The 16,978-nt window shown below is 40.4% G+C and carries 17 protein-coding genes and 1 tRNA gene; 11 read left to right on the top strand and 7 right to left on the bottom strand.

What is annotated here, in order from left to right; all coding sequences use genetic code 11:
- Nucleotide 1: 1 nt before the first annotated feature.
- Nucleotides 2–520 carry a flavodoxin FldB gene (gene fldB, locus ACE1SE_RS14385; protein ID WP_374053677.1) on the bottom strand — a complete coding sequence of 173 codons (519 nt, stop codon included), beginning with the start codon at nt 518–520 and terminating at the stop codon, nt 2–4.
- Between the two features lie 124 nt (nt 521–644).
- Here fldB and xerD point away from each other — a divergent pair, with 124 nt between their 5' ends.
- The 11 genes from xerD to ACE1SE_RS14330 all read left to right on the top strand — a co-directional run bounded on the left by xerD (nt 645) and on the right by ACE1SE_RS14330 (nt 10,694).
- Nucleotides 645–1,616 (top strand): site-specific tyrosine recombinase XerD, encoded by a 972-nt coding sequence (xerD, locus tag ACE1SE_RS14380; protein WP_374051447.1) that lies wholly within the window; start codon nt 645–647, stop codon nt 1,614–1,616.
- A 32-nt stretch (nt 1,617–1,648) separates the two neighbouring features.
- On the top strand, nt 1,649–2,350 hold the full coding sequence (dsbC, locus tag ACE1SE_RS14375) for a bifunctional protein-disulfide isomerase/oxidoreductase DsbC (protein WP_374051446.1): 702 nt from the start codon (nt 1,649–1,651) through the stop codon (nt 2,348–2,350).
- A gap of 51 nt (nt 2,351–2,401) precedes the next feature.
- Entirely contained in the window at nt 2,402–4,135 is a 1,734-nt protein-coding gene (gene recJ / locus ACE1SE_RS14370) for a single-stranded-DNA-specific exonuclease RecJ (protein WP_374051445.1), read from the top strand.
- A gap of 135 nt (nt 4,136–4,270) precedes the next feature.
- Nucleotides 4,271–5,369 (top strand): peptide chain release factor 2 gene (prfB, locus tag ACE1SE_RS14365; protein WP_374051444.1). Its coding sequence is split into 2 segments (ribosomal slippage): nt 4,271–4,345 and nt 4,347–5,369, totalling 1,098 coding nucleotides; the frame shifts between segments, so codons are not numbered across the junction.
- Nucleotides 5,370–5,378: 9 nt separating this feature from the next.
- Nucleotides 5,379–6,899 carry a lysine--tRNA ligase gene (gene lysS / locus ACE1SE_RS14360; RefSeq protein ID WP_374051443.1) on the top strand — a complete coding sequence of 507 codons (1,521 nt, stop codon included), beginning with the start codon at nt 5,379–5,381 and terminating at the stop codon, nt 6,897–6,899.
- Nucleotides 6,900–7,071: 172 nt separating this feature from the next.
- A tRNA-Gly gene (locus ACE1SE_RS14355) sits at nt 7,072–7,145 on the top strand.
- 184 nt (nt 7,146–7,329) lie between these two features.
- On the top strand, nt 7,330–8,541 hold the full coding sequence (locus ACE1SE_RS14350) for a tyrosine-type recombinase/integrase (RefSeq protein ID WP_374051442.1): 1,212 nt from the start codon (nt 7,330–7,332) through the stop codon (nt 8,539–8,541).
- A gap of 202 nt (nt 8,542–8,743) precedes the next feature.
- Nucleotides 8,744–9,670: a hypothetical protein gene (locus tag ACE1SE_RS14345; RefSeq protein WP_374051441.1), complete on the top strand. Its 927-nt coding sequence runs from the start codon at nt 8,744–8,746 to the stop codon at nt 9,668–9,670.
- A gap of 152 nt (nt 9,671–9,822) precedes the next feature.
- A complete protein-coding gene (locus tag ACE1SE_RS14340) occupies nt 9,823–10,038 on the top strand; it encodes a helix-turn-helix transcriptional regulator (protein ID WP_374051440.1) in 216 nt (71 codons plus the stop codon).
- Entirely contained in the window at nt 10,038–10,313 is a 276-nt protein-coding gene (locus tag ACE1SE_RS14335) for an AlpA family phage regulatory protein (protein WP_374051439.1), read from the top strand. The genes ACE1SE_RS14340 and ACE1SE_RS14335 overlap by 1 nt, the downstream gene beginning before the upstream one ends.
- 18 nt (nt 10,314–10,331) lie before the next feature.
- Nucleotides 10,332–10,694 carry a Rha family transcriptional regulator gene (locus ACE1SE_RS14330; RefSeq protein WP_374051438.1) on the top strand — a complete coding sequence of 121 codons (363 nt, stop codon included), beginning with the start codon at nt 10,332–10,334 and terminating at the stop codon, nt 10,692–10,694.
- On the opposite strand, the gene ACE1SE_RS14325 is transcribed toward ACE1SE_RS14330, so the two are convergent.
- The 6 genes from ACE1SE_RS14325 to ACE1SE_RS14300 all read right to left on the bottom strand — a co-directional run bounded on the left by ACE1SE_RS14325 (nt 10,666) and on the right by ACE1SE_RS14300 (nt 16,854).
- Nucleotides 10,666–11,363 (bottom strand): IS1 family transposase gene (locus ACE1SE_RS14325; RefSeq protein WP_374050839.1). Its coding sequence is split into 2 segments (ribosomal slippage): nt 10,666–11,114 and nt 11,114–11,363, totalling 699 coding nucleotides; the frame shifts between segments, so codons are not numbered across the junction. The genes ACE1SE_RS14330 and ACE1SE_RS14325 overlap by 29 nt on opposite strands.
- 253 nt (nt 11,364–11,616) lie before the next feature.
- Entirely contained in the window at nt 11,617–12,483 is an 867-nt protein-coding gene (locus ACE1SE_RS14320) for a DUF817 domain-containing protein (protein ID WP_374051437.1), read from the bottom strand.
- 231 nt (nt 12,484–12,714) lie between these two features.
- Nucleotides 12,715–13,782 (bottom strand): PfkB family carbohydrate kinase, encoded by a 1,068-nt coding sequence (locus tag ACE1SE_RS14315; protein WP_374051436.1) that lies wholly within the window; start codon nt 13,780–13,782, stop codon nt 12,715–12,717.
- 413 nt (nt 13,783–14,195) lie between these two features.
- The gene (locus ACE1SE_RS14310) at nt 14,196–15,473 is read right to left on the bottom strand and encodes an insecticidal delta-endotoxin domain-containing protein (protein WP_374051435.1); all 1,278 of its coding nucleotides are present in this window, start codon (nt 15,471–15,473) and stop codon (nt 14,196–14,198) included.
- A 109-nt stretch (nt 15,474–15,582) separates the two neighbouring features.
- Complete coding sequence (locus tag ACE1SE_RS14305; RefSeq protein ID WP_374051434.1) at nt 15,583–16,008, bottom strand: JHE-like toxin PirA; 426 nt, start codon at nt 16,006–16,008, stop codon at nt 15,583–15,585.
- Nucleotides 16,009–16,452: 444 nt separating this feature from the next.
- Nucleotides 16,453–16,854 (bottom strand): VOC family protein, encoded by a 402-nt coding sequence (locus ACE1SE_RS14300; RefSeq protein WP_374051433.1) that lies wholly within the window; start codon nt 16,852–16,854, stop codon nt 16,453–16,455.
- Nucleotides 16,855–16,978: the final 124 nt, after the last annotated feature.

Below are 16,978 nucleotides of genomic sequence, written 5' to 3'. Positions count from 1 at the left end.
GTTAAAACAGCGCTTCCATTTCAGCCAATATCTGCATGCACCATTCGCCTAAGCGTTCATCTGTTTGTTCGAATTGGTTCACATCATCCAGAGCCAGCCCGACAAAATGTTTACCATCTTCGGACAGCGGTTTCGGGCTGGTAAATTCATAACCGTCTGTTGGCCAAAACCCTATAAATTGTACATCCGTTGGTAGCAGATGGTGATACAGCATCCCCAATGCATCTAGAAACCACTCGCCATAATCGATCTGATCGCCCATTCCATACATGGCAACGATTTTTCCTGCCAGATCTAGCGAGGGAAGTTGATCCCAAATAGCCAGCCAATCCTCCTGTAATTCGCCGAAATCCCAGGTAGGGATTCCGAGGATCAGAACAGAATATTCCTCCATCAAGCGGGGATCACAATCCTTGACATCATGTAGTTCGATCAGATCTTCACCGAGTATATCGCGTATTTTTTCTGCTACCATTTCTGTATAGCAGGTACTGGAGCCGTAAAAGAGACCAATTTTCATCATTAATTATCAGGGAATTTCGAATATCAGGATCGGTATTGTAACAGAATAATTGCTTTTTCAGGCATAATAGCCGACTGGAAGGCGCAGATAGGCAGACAGAAAGGAGAAATAAGGAGAAATAATGCCAAAAAAACACCACCTGTCAGATAACCATTCATTGGAAGATAATGATATTAAACAGCATCCAACGGAACCACATCCATCGATCAATCCTCTGATAGAGCAATTTCTTGATACCATCTGGCTGGAAAAAGATCTGGCTGAAAATACCTTGATTTCTTATCGACTTGATTTACAAGCCTTGAACAATTGGTTGGTACATTATGGTCATGATTTACTTTCAGTGCAGTCGATAGAATTACAATCGTTTTTGTCTGAGCGCGTGGATGGCGGTTATAAAGCCAGTAGCTCAGCACGATTGCTGAGCGCAATGCGGCGGTTGTTTCAGTATCTATATCGTGAAAGAATGCGGGAAGATGATCCAACAGCGTTATTATCTGCGCCTAAGTTGCCTAAACGTCTGCCTAAGGACTTAAGTGAAAAACAAGTTGAAGATTTGCTTAACACGCCTTTAGTTGACCAACCCATCGAATTGCGGGATAAAGCTATGCTGGAAGTGCTTTATGCTTGCGGATTGCGAGTTTCAGAATTGGTTGGCCTGACCTTATCTGATGTGAACTTACGTCAGGGCGTGGTCAGAATTGTGGGTAAGGGAAATAAGGAAAGATTGGTTCCTTTGGGAGAAGAGGCTGTTTATTGGCTGGAAAAATATCTGGAATATGGACGTCCATGGTTATTAAATGGTTCTGTATCTGATGTATTTTTTCCCAGTAAGCGGGGAACGCAGATGACACGCCAGACGTTCTGGCATCGGATCAAACATTATGCCGTATTGGCAGGCATTGATGTTGAACGTTTGTCACCTCATGTCTTGCGCCATGCTTTTGCAACACATCTACTCAATCATGGTGCAGATTTACGTGTTGTGCAGATGCTATTAGGTCATAGTGACCTCTCCACAACTCAAATTTACACTCATGTAGCAACCGAACGTCTTAAAGTGCTGCATCAACAACATCATCCCCGCGGGTAGCCGTGGAGCAGGTGAAAATAAAGGAAAAAATAATGAAGAAGATCGCGTTTTGCTTTTCATTACTGTTGACTACTGTTGTCAGCAATGCCTTTGCTGATGAGAGCATTATCAATAACACCCTGTCTAAGATGGGAATTAAGGCAGCAAGTATCACTCCATCACCCCTGCCAGGTGTGAGTTCTATTTTAACCGAACATGGCATTATTTATATATCTGATGATGGTAAGTACCTGTTACAAGGCTCACTGTATGATATTAGTGGCAAAATACCCAAAAATATCGGCAACCAGGTTCTGGTTAAAAAACTGGAAGCTTTGAAAAAGCAAATGATTATTTACAAAGCACCAAAAGAAAAACATGTTGTTACTGTTTTTACTGATATTACCTGTGGTTATTGCCGTAAATTGCATGAGAGTATGCAAGAATACAACGACTTGGGGATTACTGTCCGTTACCTGGCGTTTCCTCGTCATGGTTTGCAACATCAATCAGCTAAAGATATGCAATCCATTTGGTGCAGTGCGACACCAAACAAATCTCTGAATGCTGTTTTCAAAGGCGAAAAAGTCTCTCCAATTCAAGGATGCAAGACAGATATCGCGAAACAATATCAGCTAGGTTTGCAGTTTGGTATTCAGGGCACACCGGCGATCGTCCTAAAAGATGGCAGTGTGCTCGGTGGTTACTTGTCACCGAAAGATTTGCAGGCTGCGTTGGAACATCATGGTGAATAATCAAAATCGGCCTATCCCATTCAGTAAATACAAGTTAGTGAATAAAAAACTGTGAGTAGAGAAACACAACTCCGCCGCCGACCAGTGGCGGATCTTGGCCATCTTCCCAACGATATTCATCCGTTATTGCGCCGTCTATACGCTATGCGTGGCATACGTCAAGTTGATGAACTGGAGCGTAGTGCAAAGGGACTTCTCAATTACCAATCCCTCAATGGCATTGAGCAGGCAGTTGCCTTGCTTATCACTGCATTACATGAACATTGGCGCATCGTGATTGTTGGTGATTTTGATGCTGATGGGGCAACCAGTACCGCATTGAGCATCCGCGCCTTGCGTGCAATGGGATATCGTAACCTTGACTATCTTGTGCCAAACCGTTTTGAAGATGGTTATGGATTAAGCGTTCAGGTAGTTGATGAAGTTGTTAAAAGAAGCGCAGATCTGATTATTACCGTGGATAATGGGATCTCATCCCATGATGGTGTAGCCGCGGCACATCAACATGGCATCAAGGTGATTGTCACTGATCACCATTTACCGGGCGAAATACTGCCAGCCGCAGACGCCATTATCAACCCTAATTTAGTTGACTGCTCCTTTCCTTCTAAGGCGTTGGCAGGGGTTGGTGTTGCATTTTATCTGATGTCTGCACTCAGGGCTGAATTGCGCAAATTGACATGGTTTGAGCAACAAGGCATCCCATTACCCAATTTGGCGGAGCTGCTGGATTTAGTGGCATTGGGTACAGTGGCAGACGTGGTTCCTCTCGATACCAATAACCGCATTCTGGTATATCAAGGACTCAATCGTATTCGGGCCGGGCGTTGCTGTGCGGGAATACGGGCGTTGCTCGAAATTTCCAAACGAGAATCGACAAAATTGGCCGCCAGTGATTTGGGATTTGCGTTGGGGCCACGATTAAATGCAGCCGGACGTCTGGATGATATGTCCGTTGGAGTCGCATTATTACTGGCCGATGACATGGCGCAAGCTCGTCAGATTGCTTGCGAGCTGGATGGTTTAAACCAAACCCGTCGAGAAATTGAACAAGGTATGCAGCAAGAAGCCTTGCTGATCTGCGATAAAATCGAGCGAACCCATACTCAGCTACCTTACGGATTAGCAATTTACCATCCCGAATGGCATCAGGGGGTTGTGGGTATTTTGGCATCACGTATTAAAGAGCGTTTTCACCGTCCGGTCATTGCTTTTGCTCCGGCAGGCGATGGCACTTTGAAAGGTTCAGGACGTTCCGTAAATGGTTTACATATGCGAGATGCACTTGAACGTCTTGATACTCTGCACCCAGGGTTGATGTTGAAATTTGGTGGTCATGCGATGGCAGCAGGGTTGTCAATTGAACAAGATAAATTTGACCTCTTTCAGCGCTATTTTTCCGAATTGGTAGCAGACTGGATGGATATAGCCCAACTTGAAGGTGTTATCTGGAGTGACGGTGAATTAGCATTGGAAGAATTATCGCTGGAAGTTGCTGAAATTCTGCGTGATGGTGGCCCGTGGGGGCAGGCGTTCGCAGAACCGGTTTTTGACGGCAAATTCAAGCTATTACAACAGCGCATTGTGGGTGAAAAGCACCTGAAAGTTATGCTTGAGCCATTAAATGGTGGGCCAATGTTAGATGGCATTGCATTTAATATTGATGTCAGTCGCTGGCCGGATAATAGTGTCAAGACGGTAGAATTGGCTTATAAACTGGATATTAACGAATTTCGTGGTAATCGCGATGTTCAGCTTTTAATCCAGCATATTTGGCCTTATTGAATAAACTTAGCTTCTCGAATTGCATTTAAAAGACGAAGGCTATAAACCCCTTGATAGATCCGCTACAATACACGGTTCGAAAATATCCATGCGGCCATCGTTTATTCATAAAACACAACGTATAAGACACAAAATATGTTTGAAATTAATCCGGTAAAAAATCACATTCAGGACCTGTCTGAGCGGACAGCAGTTCTGAGGGGGTATCTTTGACTATGATGCCAAGAAAGAACGTTTAGAAGAAGTCAATGCTGAACTCGAACAGCCTGATGTCTGGAATGAACCGGAACGGGCACAGGCGTTAGGTAAAGAGCGTTCATCACTTGAAAGCATCGTAGAAACCATTGATCAGCTGACTCAAGGATTGGAAGATGTGAACGGCCTGCTGGAGTTGGCCGTTGAAGCTGATGACGAAGAAACCTTCAATGAAGCAGTTGCTGAGTTGGAACAGTTGGAAGAGAAGCTAGGCCAACTTGAATTTCGTCGCATGTTTTCTGGCCAATATGACGGCGCAAACTGCTATCTGGATCTTCAGGCGGGATCTGGCGGTACAGAAGCACAGGATTGGGCCAGCATGTTGATGCGTATGTACCTGCGTTGGGCAGAATCCAAAGGTTTTAAGACAGAGATTATTGAAGAGTCTGATGGTGATGTTGCTGGTTTGAAATCTGCCACTATCAAGATCATAGGTGAATATGCTTACGGTTGGTTGCGTACAGAAACGGGTGTTCATCGCCTGGTACGTAAAAGTCCTTTTGATTCAGGTGGTCGTCGTCACACATCATTCAGCTCTGCCTTTATCTACCCAGAAGTGGATGATGATATTGATATCGAAATCAATCCGGCTGATTTACGCATTGATGTATACCGTGCCTCTGGTGCTGGTGGTCAGCACGTCAACAAAACCGAATCTGCAGTACGTATCACCCACGTACCGACGGGTATTGTCACCCAATGCCAGACAGACCGTTCTCAGCATAAAAACAAAGACCAGGCGATGAAACAGTTGAAAGCGAAACTGTACGAACTGGAAATGCAGAAGAAGAATGCAGATAAACAAGCAATGGAAGATAACAAATCGGACATCGGTTGGGGCAGTCAGATTCGCTCTTACGTTTTGGATGATTCCCGCATTAAAGATTTGCGTACTGGTGTAGAAACTCGCAATACACAATCTGTGCTGGATGGGGATCTGGACAAATTCATTGAAGCAAGCTTAAAAGCTGGCCTGTAAGGAACTAAAATGTCACAACAACAACAGGGAGCTGAACAGGCTCCTGATTTAAATAATGAACTGAAAACGCGCCGTGAAAAACTGGCTGCTCTGCGTAGCAACGGCATTGCTTTTCCAAATGATTTTCGTCGCGAAAACATTTCCGCAGATCTGCATACTAAATACGATGACAAGACTAAGGAAGAATTGGAAGAGCTTGACATCGAAGTAACCGTCGCTGGTCGTATGATGACACGTCGTATCATGGGGAAGGCCTCTTTTGCAACCTTGCAAGACATGGGTGGTCGCATTCAGATTTACGTTTCCCGTGATGATCTGCCGGAAGGCATTTACAACACTCAGTTCAAGAAATGGGATTTGGGTGACATTTTAGGCGCTCGCGGTAAGCTGTTCAAAACTCAAACGGGTGAACTTTCTATCCATTGTACTGAGTTGCGCTTGCTGACTAAGGCATTGCGCCCTCTGCCGGATAAATTCCACGGCTTGGCGGATCAGGAAACTCGCTATCGTCAGCGTTATTTGGATCTGATCTCGAATGATGAATCACGCAAGGCATTCCAGATCCGTTCCCACGTGATGTCGGCATTACGCAGCTTCATGATCCAAAAAGGCTTCATGGAAGTTGAAACGCCAATGATGCAGGCGATCCCAGGCGGTGCAAGTGCGCGTCCATTCATTACGCACCATAACGCGCTGGATATCGACATGTACCTGCGCATTGCGCCAGAACTATACCTGAAACGTTTGGTTGTCGGTGGTTTTGAGCGTGTTTTCGAAATCAACCGCAACTTCCGTAATGAAGGTGTTTCACCACGCCACAACCCAGAGTTCACTATGATGGAACTTTACATGGCATACGCGAATTATCAGGATTTGATCGTACTGATTGAAGAACTGTTCCGTACTTTGACTCAAGAAGTACTGGGTACAACATTGGTGAAATACGGCGAACAAGAATTTGATTTTGGTCAGCCTTTTGCCAAGATGACCATGAAAGAAGCGATTTGCAAATATCGTCCAGAGACCAACATGGCAGATCTGGATGATATGGACAAAGCGGTTGCTATCGCGAAATCCTTGGGCATTGATGTTGAAAAGGGCTGGGGCTTAGGCCGTGTGCATTGTGAAATCTTTGAAGAAACCGCTGAAAGTCACCTGATTCAGCCAACATTCATTACAGAATATCCGGCAGAAGTTTCTCCGCTGGCGCGCCGTAACGATGACAACCCATTCATTACTGATCGTTTTGAATTCTTCATCGGTGGTCGTGAAATTGGTAACGGCTTCTCGGAGTTGAACGACGCAGAAGATCAGGCAGAACGCTTTGCAGAGCAGGTTCGCCAGAAAGATCAGGGTGACGACGAAGCGATGTTCTACGATGAAGACTATATTACTGCGTTGGAGCACGGCTTGCCGCCAACAGCAGGCTTAGGAATTGGTATCGACCGTATGATAATGTTGTTCACTGACAGCCATACCATCCGTGACGTTATCCTGTTCCCTGCAATGCGTCCACATACGCATAAATAATCATTTTTTGATTAAAACCAGCTAAACGCTCTGTCCGGTTAATCGGACAGAGCGTTTTTTACATACATCAAAAAAACTTAAACAACTGACTGAAATATAGACAAATATTAACGATATGCTACTTGCTGAGACTCAGTAAGAGGTATATATTTAACGCCATCACTTCGTTGATGCGAGTGTAGTTCAATGGTAGAACGAGAGCTTCCCAAGCTCTATACGAGGCTTCGATTCCCTTCACTCGCTCCAAATAAACCTCTGTCAAAGTCAATGAAAGTCTACTAATTCCTGTAAAATCAAATAAAAACAAAAATCACACTCTATTGTCGTCTACTGATATCTATTGCAATATACCCCAATCAGGGGGTATATATGGGGGTATATTTTTACACTCCTAAAAAAGTACCCCCACAGTTGCGAGGATGCTAGACATATGAAACTAACAGCTCGGCAGATTGAAACAGCAAAACCCCAAGATAAAGATTTTAAACTATCGGATGGTGGTGGTATGTATCTGTTGATAAAGGTTAACGGCTCTAAATATTGGAGACTGAAATACCGTATCGCAGGAAAAGAAAAGCTGCTTGCTATTGGCACCTTTCCGCTTATCTCTTTGGCAGAAGCCAGAAAGAAACGCGATGAAGCCAAGAAATTAATAGCTGAAGGTATTGACCCTAATCACGATAAAAAACAAAAGAAACTTGCAGCTCAGGGAGAAATTAATAATACCTTCGAAAGCATAACTCGTGAATGGTATTCGAAGCGCGTTGATAGGTGGTCTTCTTCTTATGCAGAAGAAATGATGGAAACCTTTGAAAAAGATGTTTTCCCTTACATAGGCAGTAGACCAATTGTTGAAATTAAGCCTATGGAATTAATGGCAGTCTTATCTCGGATAAATGATCGAGGGGCAACGGAGAAATTAAGGAAAGTGCGCCAACGCTGCGGAGAAGTGTGGAAACATGCAATTATTACTGGTAGAGCTGAATATAATCCAGCGCCTGATTTAGCATCCGCATTTATCACACCTAAAAAAACACATTACGCGTTCTTAATGGCTAATGAGCTGACAGAGTTCTTTAAAGCTTTCAACACTTATACAGGTAGTTTTATGGTGAAAATGGGAATGAGATTGCAAATAATAACAGGCGTTCGTCCCGGTGAATTACGCAAGGCTGAATGGTCAGAGGTTGATTTTAATAAAGCGCAATGGGAAATACCTGCTGCAAAAATGAAAATGCGTCGTCCTCATATTGTTCCATTATCAAATCAGGCTATTGATATTTTAGAACAACTAAAGCCCATTACAGGCCAAGGGAAATATGTTTTTCAGGGCAGGAATGATGCAAATAAACCGATGAGTGAAATGGCATTAAGTGTATTAATCAGGCGTATTGGTTATGCAGGCCGCGTAACAGGCCACGGATTCCGCCACACAATGAGTACTATTTTGCACGAACAAAATTACCCCTCTGAGTGGATTGAAACACAGCTTGCACACGTCGATAAGAATTCTATTCGTGGCACATATAACCATGCTCAGTATATTGATGGTCGCAGAGAGATGCTTCAATGGTATGCCGATTATATGGAAGCATTAGAGAACGGCAATAATGTTGTTCACGGCAAATTTAAGCGCGCATAGGCCACCAGCAACCGACAGAGCCAGCCAGTAAAAGGCTGGTTTTTTGTATCTGCAAAAAGCCTGTATCAATAGACAGTTACTATCGACTTTAGTAGACTATCCAAGACCTTAAAAATAAAGCTATGTCTAGGCTGATCCCCGAAAACCCGTACACCTCTACGGGCTGGCATAGCTCCTACCAATAGAGGGCGTGAGGTGACGTATGGCAAATGAGTTTTCTCCATTGTCTGGGAGTATTCCTAGTTATAGATTTGAACAATTATCTGAAATAGCTAATTCGGCTAGATATCATTTAAAGAGAAAAAGTAGAACTGATACCCAAATAATAACGGTTCAAAAATTAATTTTTGAACTCATAGATGTTTATTTTGAAGATAAAAAAAATGAGGCGATTACTGAGTTAGAAATAGAAAAAACTCAAGAAATGAGATATGAACATGAGTATGTAGATCTATACCCCTTTGCAGCAGAGTCTAGTCGATATGGGGAACATTGGGTTTTTATTGGTGATGAGTCAGATTTAGGAGATATTCCAACGTATGAAAATACAGATGAGATAGATGCTCTTTATGACATTTTAGAGTGGTTGCCTGATAACGAATCCAATGAGGGATTTACTGATGCCAATCCTAGTGAATATTTTGCTGCGCTGACATTATCATTAATTGCAGATGTTATTAGTATGACAGAGGAATACTATAAAGATTCTGTGGGAAACCTATATTATTTTTCCCATATATGCGATATTTTTTTGAAAATTGGAAAGTCATCAAATTTCATGAATGAGGCATACTTAGAACAAAAATACGAAGATAAAATTTCAGAAATTTTAGTTGAAAATGAAAAGCTTAAAAATGAATTAGATGAGTTAATGGGCAAACAGAAAAAAGCAGAGATAAAAAAAAGAAAAAATATAGATAAAGCAGTAAACAGTAGACATAAGAAAAATAGAGAAGCTAAAAGCATAGTGTGTTCTGATTGGGAAATTAATAAAAATAACTTTAAATCCACGATGAAGGCGGCTGAACACTATGCATCATGGCTAGAAAACAAAAACTACTTTTACTCATCGATAACTATAAGGAACTGGATTTTTCTTTATGCCAAAGAAAACAATATAAAATTATAGTTGCCTTACATTGCATAGTGTACCCCCTACGTTGTAGAGAATACACTTTACGCTATAACAGTATGAATTTTTAATTTCAAAGCGCTTCAATACCCCTGTGATCAACAAACGTCCACTAAGGCAAATCAAGGACTAGATAACAGGAGGGCAATATGCCAGCAATCACAATCCCTAAAACAAACCTTATCCGCTTACCCGAAGTTCAGCGCAGAACTGGCTACGGTAAAGCGTGGATCTACAAACTTATTGCAGATAATAAATTTCCTAAGCAAGTCAAGATTGGTACTCGCTCAGTCGCTTTTATTGAATCAGAAATAGATGACTGGATATCACAACGTATTGCTGAATCACGCAGCGAGGTGATGTAATGACAAAATTTATATTACCTACCGACGAACAGCGGAAATATATTCTTTCTGCATATGGCGAAATTGAAAGGCGGATAAGGGAAAGAGAACGGGAAAGAATATCCGGTATTTCTCGCAGCCATTGCCATAAATTAGAGGGATTAGGTTTATTCCCACCTCGTTGTCATTTTGGGCGTAATTCCTGCGCATGGTTATTAAGCGATATTCTATGGTGGGTGCGTAACCCGCCAACAGTAGAGAACGTAAATAACCCATATAGCCGAAAATCAAATTAATTAAGACAGGGTAAAACGATGACATCTAAAAATATGGCCTTAAATGGTCAGGGGCTTGCTCACACTGAAAACAGCCAAGAGCCTATTTTAGTTCAGCACAGAACTGAATCGAGAATAGATAGCCGCTTGTTTGCAAAGCGTGTCGGATTACAACACCGTAGCTTATACAAGCTAATCAAAGCCAACATTAAGCAGCTAAGGGAGTTTGGTTCACTGCCGTCATTTGAAATCGCAGCAGTGAAAGAGGTTGGGGCGCGAGGAATTAAGTACAATCGCTATTATTTACTCAACGAAAACCAGTTCGATTTTATGTGCCGCCTTGTTCGGGTCATGCTCCCAATGATTAGATCTGTTATGAAATATAGTATTCACGTTCAATGAACGTACCTACCACTTTGTCATGCATCTCTTCGGATTTGGAATAACCTATTGTTTTTCTATTCAGCCTCTTTATCCGGATACGAAGCGTAAGATTTGTTCTCTCGATACGTTGGGTAAATTTCTTTCCCGTGAGGTGTTTTTCCTGAGGCAGGCAATCGTAAACGGCATAATCATCTGTACAGTAAAACCGGATAGTAAAAGGAGACAAGAGTGCCAGCAGCTTTTTCAATGTTTTCCTGCTGCGATCCCCAAACACATGTGCCACTACCCGTTTCTTATTCGGCTCCCAGGCATACCAGAGCCAGCGTTGATTTTTCTTATTACCGACAAATGACCACTGCTCATCTATTTCACAGACAAGATGAATCTCACTGCCCGCAAGCGGCAGCGTAGTCACTTGTCTTGGTGTGAGTTTTTTAATGTGCGAATGACGGTGTTAATGCCGACTTTCAGAACCCGAGCCGTGTCCCTGACACCGGAGTTATTCACTGCCATATCAATAATTTGCTCTTTCACGCCGGGATAACAGGCTTGATAGGCATAATTCAGTTGAAAGGTTTTACGGCAGGCATAGCAGTGATAGCGGGGATGACCAGTACGCCCTTTTCCATGCCCTTTAACCTCTTCTGTTTTATGACAGTAACGACAAACCACATCAACTTTAGCCATCTCTCACCCCATAATAAAAAGCAGGGAGTTTATCACAAGATCTAATCATTGGGAGCATGACCGATAACGGGGATGTCCACTGCTTCCTTTTCCATATCCTTTAACCGCTTCTGTTTTGTGACAGTAGCGACAAACCACATCCACTTTAGCCCTATCTCACCCACAATAAAAAGTAGGGAATTTATCACAGGATCTAATTATTGGGAGTATGAGCGTTTCATACTGTTATGCATGAAAAAGGGACATTTCTAAATTAACGGGCAATTGTCACATTCGCTTTAATATGTTTAAGGTGAACTACAATCGTAAAGGTCACAACCACCAACAATGACCATGCACCCCATTTTCCTGCATGAACAACAGACCAAGCGCCTAATTGATTCGGGTATTGCCAGATCCCAAAGAAGGTACCGAAGTTTTCCGCTAACCAAATAAAAAAACCAATCAGTATAAAAGCAAGTAATAGTGGCATACTGCGTTCTTTATCCAGCGGCGTATAAAAAACAGTACCGCGTGCATACAAACCACAAATAAAAGCAGTTAAGTACCAGCGATAATCATCAATATAATGATGACTAAAGAAGTTGACATAAATTGCCAGTGCCACCAGTGTTGCCATCCAATAAGGTGGGTAATGCTCAATACGTACTTTAAAAAATCGCCACGACTGTATAATGTAGCTCCCTACGGCCGCATACATAAAACCTGTAAATAGTGGCACTCCCCAAAGCTTAGTAAACGCAGCATCAGGATATTGCCATGAACTAATAGATGCTGATGTTTTAAATAGCTCCATCATAAAACCGACGAAGTGGAAGACACAGATCGCTTTCAATTCATCCCATGTTTCTAGTTTTGACCATATCAGTAATGCTTGAAAGGTCAACGCAAATACTAATAGTACATCATAACGTGGTATGCCCACGATGCCTTTTGCTGGAACCAAAAATAAAGCCAAAAAAAAGAAACCAGCAAATAAGCACGAGCGTGCATTAATCAATCCAAAAAAAAGAAACTCTAAAATAAATCGCTTAATACCTGTGCTGTGATTGGGCTTATGAGCCATTAAGAAGTTATCAACTTTACGCAGAATTTTTAGTTTCTGGCACATACTTTCCATTTAATTAACCCTGTTGGTATTATTTTTTGTTAATTCATCACGATAATGCCTATTTCACGCCGCGAATTCTAGCAGGAAATAACATTAATGTTGATATGTAATGCCAGGGTGGTACACGAATACCTGAATTATTCATGTGAGATCAAAGAATTGCTCTTTAATTTCGGACTGACAGGTATGATAAGAATGATAAATCCGGTTCCATATATCAGATGGTTCTAATTTTGTCGTTCAAAAATACATACGATTCTTGGGAAGTATTTCAATATTTTCCGAAGAGAGTGTTAGTGCTGAACATTGTTGTGCAAAGCGAACACTTTCTTTCAGTTCCATGCCCTCTAACCAGCAATGTACAAGGCCAGCCATCATGGCATCACCTGCGCCATTGGCATTAATAATATGGGTATTGATTGCACTTGAACATCCTGATGTATTATCCATTTCACTGTAATAAACACCTTCTGCATCCATACTCAAAATTAAGCGCTGGACGCCATGTTGATGAAACCAGTGTGCTGCATCAGCAGCATCTTTTTGAGTTTCAATTTTTATGCCGCTAAGGATTTCTGCTTCAGTTCGATTGGGTTTTAAGGTATGAATATGCGACAGGAAGTGGCGAATTTTGGATGCTTTGGATCTTGAAACTGTGTCAACAAAAATTGGAATATTACCGGAATTATTAAATAGCCATTTTAGGGCTTCTTCAGTTAAATTACAGTCAATAACTAACACATTAGCGTGCTGAATTAAAGATTTGGCCTGAGATAATAACGTAGGCGTTAATTTTTCCAAAATACTCATATCATTAACTGTGACGACACATTTTCCATTTTCATCTATAACAGAATTACAGATTGAGGTTTTTTCGCCATCTAATTTATAGAAATAGTTAACATTAACACCGGTCGATTTTGTATGATCAAACAGCACGTTGCCGTTTGAATCGTCACCGATAACGGAAATTAAATAACTTTCATTTTTTAATAACGCAATATTTTGAGAAATATTCCTTCCTACGCCACCTGGTGTAGAAATAATTTTCCCTGGGTTGGAATCTTCATAAATTAATTTGGCCGAGGTATAGCTTGTTAAGTCTATATTAGCTGCACCAATAGTCACAGTATAAACATCGTTAGATAAAATATACCCTTTACCTTTAATATAACCTTTTTTACTTAGGTTCATAATATGTCCTGCAACACATGAGCGACTGATGCCGAGAATATCAGCAATTTCTTGTTGCTGAATGAAAGGATCACGCTTTAGAAGTTGCAATATCTGGTTTTCCCTTTTTGACATATCATACCTTTAGTTGTTTTTTTGCCCTGATGTTTTATTTCATGTCTTACAGACAGTAAAGACTATTTTTATATTTCTTTCTTATTATGAGAATATGATCGTAAGATTGATAAAGCCAGCAAATGACATAAAAATGTGATGTTCATCTCGAATGTTATGCTGAAAAATTCAGAAAAATCATATAGCTAAATACATCAAGTGAGTTAACTATATTTTATCCTGTTATAATCTCTTTTAAAACAGAGTGTTGGATTGATTTATAGAAATTACAAACATATGTTTGGTTTTATGATTTGTTGATTCTCATGGCGAGGTGAAACTGGAGTATATACGGGAAAAAATTACCCCTGGCTACATAATTAGCTCTGTAACCAGAGGAGCTGATCTACAACTCGAATTCTATTAGTCAGGTATTATTTTTTATCATCCAACATATGGTATGAAACGGCAATACCTGCGGCTTGACCGGCAAGTGAAGGCTCATCACTGGCTAAGTACAGTCCTGCAATATAGTGTCCATCAACAGCATATTTTCTGTATTTTGTCGCGTAGCGCTCACCGACTCTGAGTTGACGTCCATCACTTAACGTAAATAACGCCTCATCAACAGCGCCATTGCCCCACACTTCCAATTTTTCGATAATACTATCATTGAGTTCAATTGAACTCGTTTCTGATGTTACTGTGCCAAGTGTATAGGATGAACCGTTGGCAAAGGTGATTTTAATACCACCTACTCTAGGTGCATTCCCAATTCTTTGTACATATCCAAGCAAGGATTGTATTTTATTGTATTTGCCGTTGATTAAAGATGGCTTAAAGGGTTCTTGCATTTTATCGTCTTTTGTAAGAGCCTGAATTCTCATTTTGTTAGTCTGACGATCAAACACAGTTGAATAACTGATAGTTTTAGGATAGAAACCACTTTCTAGGCTATTATTTTGTAGATGTTCAATTAACTCAAGACACTCTAAACCATGTAATAAACAATATCCTCTTACAGAGAGTAAATTGTTAGTGACATTCGATGCGGTTGATGTATTGAGAGCATCATTATATTCATTCGTATACATTGTATGAATATAATTCTTAGATTTTTCAACTAATTTGTCGATAAGTTGTTTTAACTCATTGACTTCAATCTCTGTCAGACCAATATCCGATTTCTTTTCGATCCCCATTTTCCAATAAGGGATCTGCAACATAATCGTATTGGTGTACATCGGCATGATCTGATAGTTTGTTTTATTATCAAAGGACTTAAATTTTTCATCTATACTCACCAGATATCTGGCCAGAAACATATATGCTTCATGACTTTCCTGACTACCAGGTGAGGTTTCTAGCATATATTTCACATGTTCCATTTTTCCTTTGATCTCTTGTATATCTCCATTAAGTATACCTTTAATAGTTTGCAGAACGGCGTTCTCTATCATCTGTTCTACTTTTTGGAGGATCTGCTCCCATGTATTATCTTTCTGTTGAGGCCAAAAAAGTCCCAATAGGAAGGACATTGCAGGACCTGCTCCTGGAATAAACCCTACGCCACCAATAATAGCATCCTTTATAATTGATGACATATCCCATTCATAATCAGGAGTAGATGTTGTATAAGGCACAATAAGCATGGCGTTAGTGAGTTCAGGTAATTTTTTACTTTCAGATACATTAATCGATGTGGTATTCATAATTTTATTTTACCTTAATGCATTAATTAAATAGCGCTGTAGTTAAATAGTCATTTAATTATCTATTTTTAGAGTTTAAAATTAGGGGTTATACATGCTTTATAAGCCATCATTTGTTATATCCAGTAACAAAGGCTCTCTGATCGGTGTTATTATAAATGACAACTTTACTGTAATATAAAGAATTACTCGGTGATGGTAATATGCCGTCTTCACCAGCTTTCACTGTGATAGAGGAATATTCGAACCATTGTGATGTGAAAGAATGAGACCAATAGAAAACAGCCTTAACTGATGATGCGGGACCAGAATTAGCTACATAGTAATTGGGGCGTGTTTCGGGAATAATCGGCGTATCAATTCTTATTGCTTCAATAGAAGAGTGTGGCTCTATGGTCATATCCCTATAAGGACTGACTGTAAGAGGCTCTGATGCTGGTGTGTTTGTATTATAAGTTAATGGTTCTGGATTAGTGTCGTTATTACTTATGACTGTAACGGTACTACCACTTATATTTATATTGATTGTATTCATAAGGTGTTATCCTATTTTTAAGGTTGGTTGAAATATATCTTACGTTTTTTAATATATAGTTTATTTGTTTTTGGCAATGTATTTACTATGGATTGCGATATCATTTTAGGATTACCTATAATGATGGAGTTTCTACTTATGGTTGGGATCTATTTTATTAATAGATGTGTTATAAAGATAAATTATTTCTATTGGTATTCTAAACATATTGGCAAGGATATATAAAATATAAAAAATAGCAGCTCGATTTAAAAATTATATCACTAGTTGAAATTATATTATCAAGTAAGGGGATGTGGTTAACATTTATTTGGAGATGTTAATTTTAATAGTAAAAAAATAAATGGTGTTGTTATTAATGATCAAGGTTTGTTTCTATAAATATACACATAATTAAATATAGCCCAATATAATTGGGCTAATAGTAATATTTATAAGTGTTTTCTAAGCGACCGCATTTTGATATAAATCCCAACGGTTCCCATAAATATCTTCAAAAACGACTACCATACCATATTCTTCCTGACGGGGTTCCTCACAGAAATGGACGCCATTTTCTTTCATTTTGTGATAATCGCGCCAAAAGTCATCAGTTTGCAGGAACAAGAACACCCGCCCACCACATTGGTTACCAATAAACGCTTCTTGCCTTTCGTTAGATGCTCTTGCCAGCAGTAAGTTGCAATCACTTTCAGGATTTGGAGTGACAACAACCCATCTTTTTCCTGGTTGTGGCGTATCTTCTACTAACGTAAATCCCAATTTATTGGTGTAATAGTCGATAGCTTTATCGTAATCATCTACAACGATAGCAACGTAACCCATACATCTTTTTTGTGTTCTCATGGTATTCCTTTTTACTTTACGACTTAAAAATTACAGCATGCGGGTGCCTAATTCCACGTTTCTTTCTGGTTGGATAAGGACGGTTCCTTGCTCGTCACAAACTGCGGCCAAAACCAAGACTTCG

Origin of the sequence: Xenorhabdus taiwanensis, from assembly GCF_036512875.1 — a bacterium.
GTDB classification, from domain to species: domain Bacteria; phylum Pseudomonadota; class Gammaproteobacteria; order Enterobacterales; family Enterobacteriaceae; genus Xenorhabdus; species Xenorhabdus taiwanensis.
This window is presented reverse-complemented; position numbering and strand designations above follow the sequence as displayed.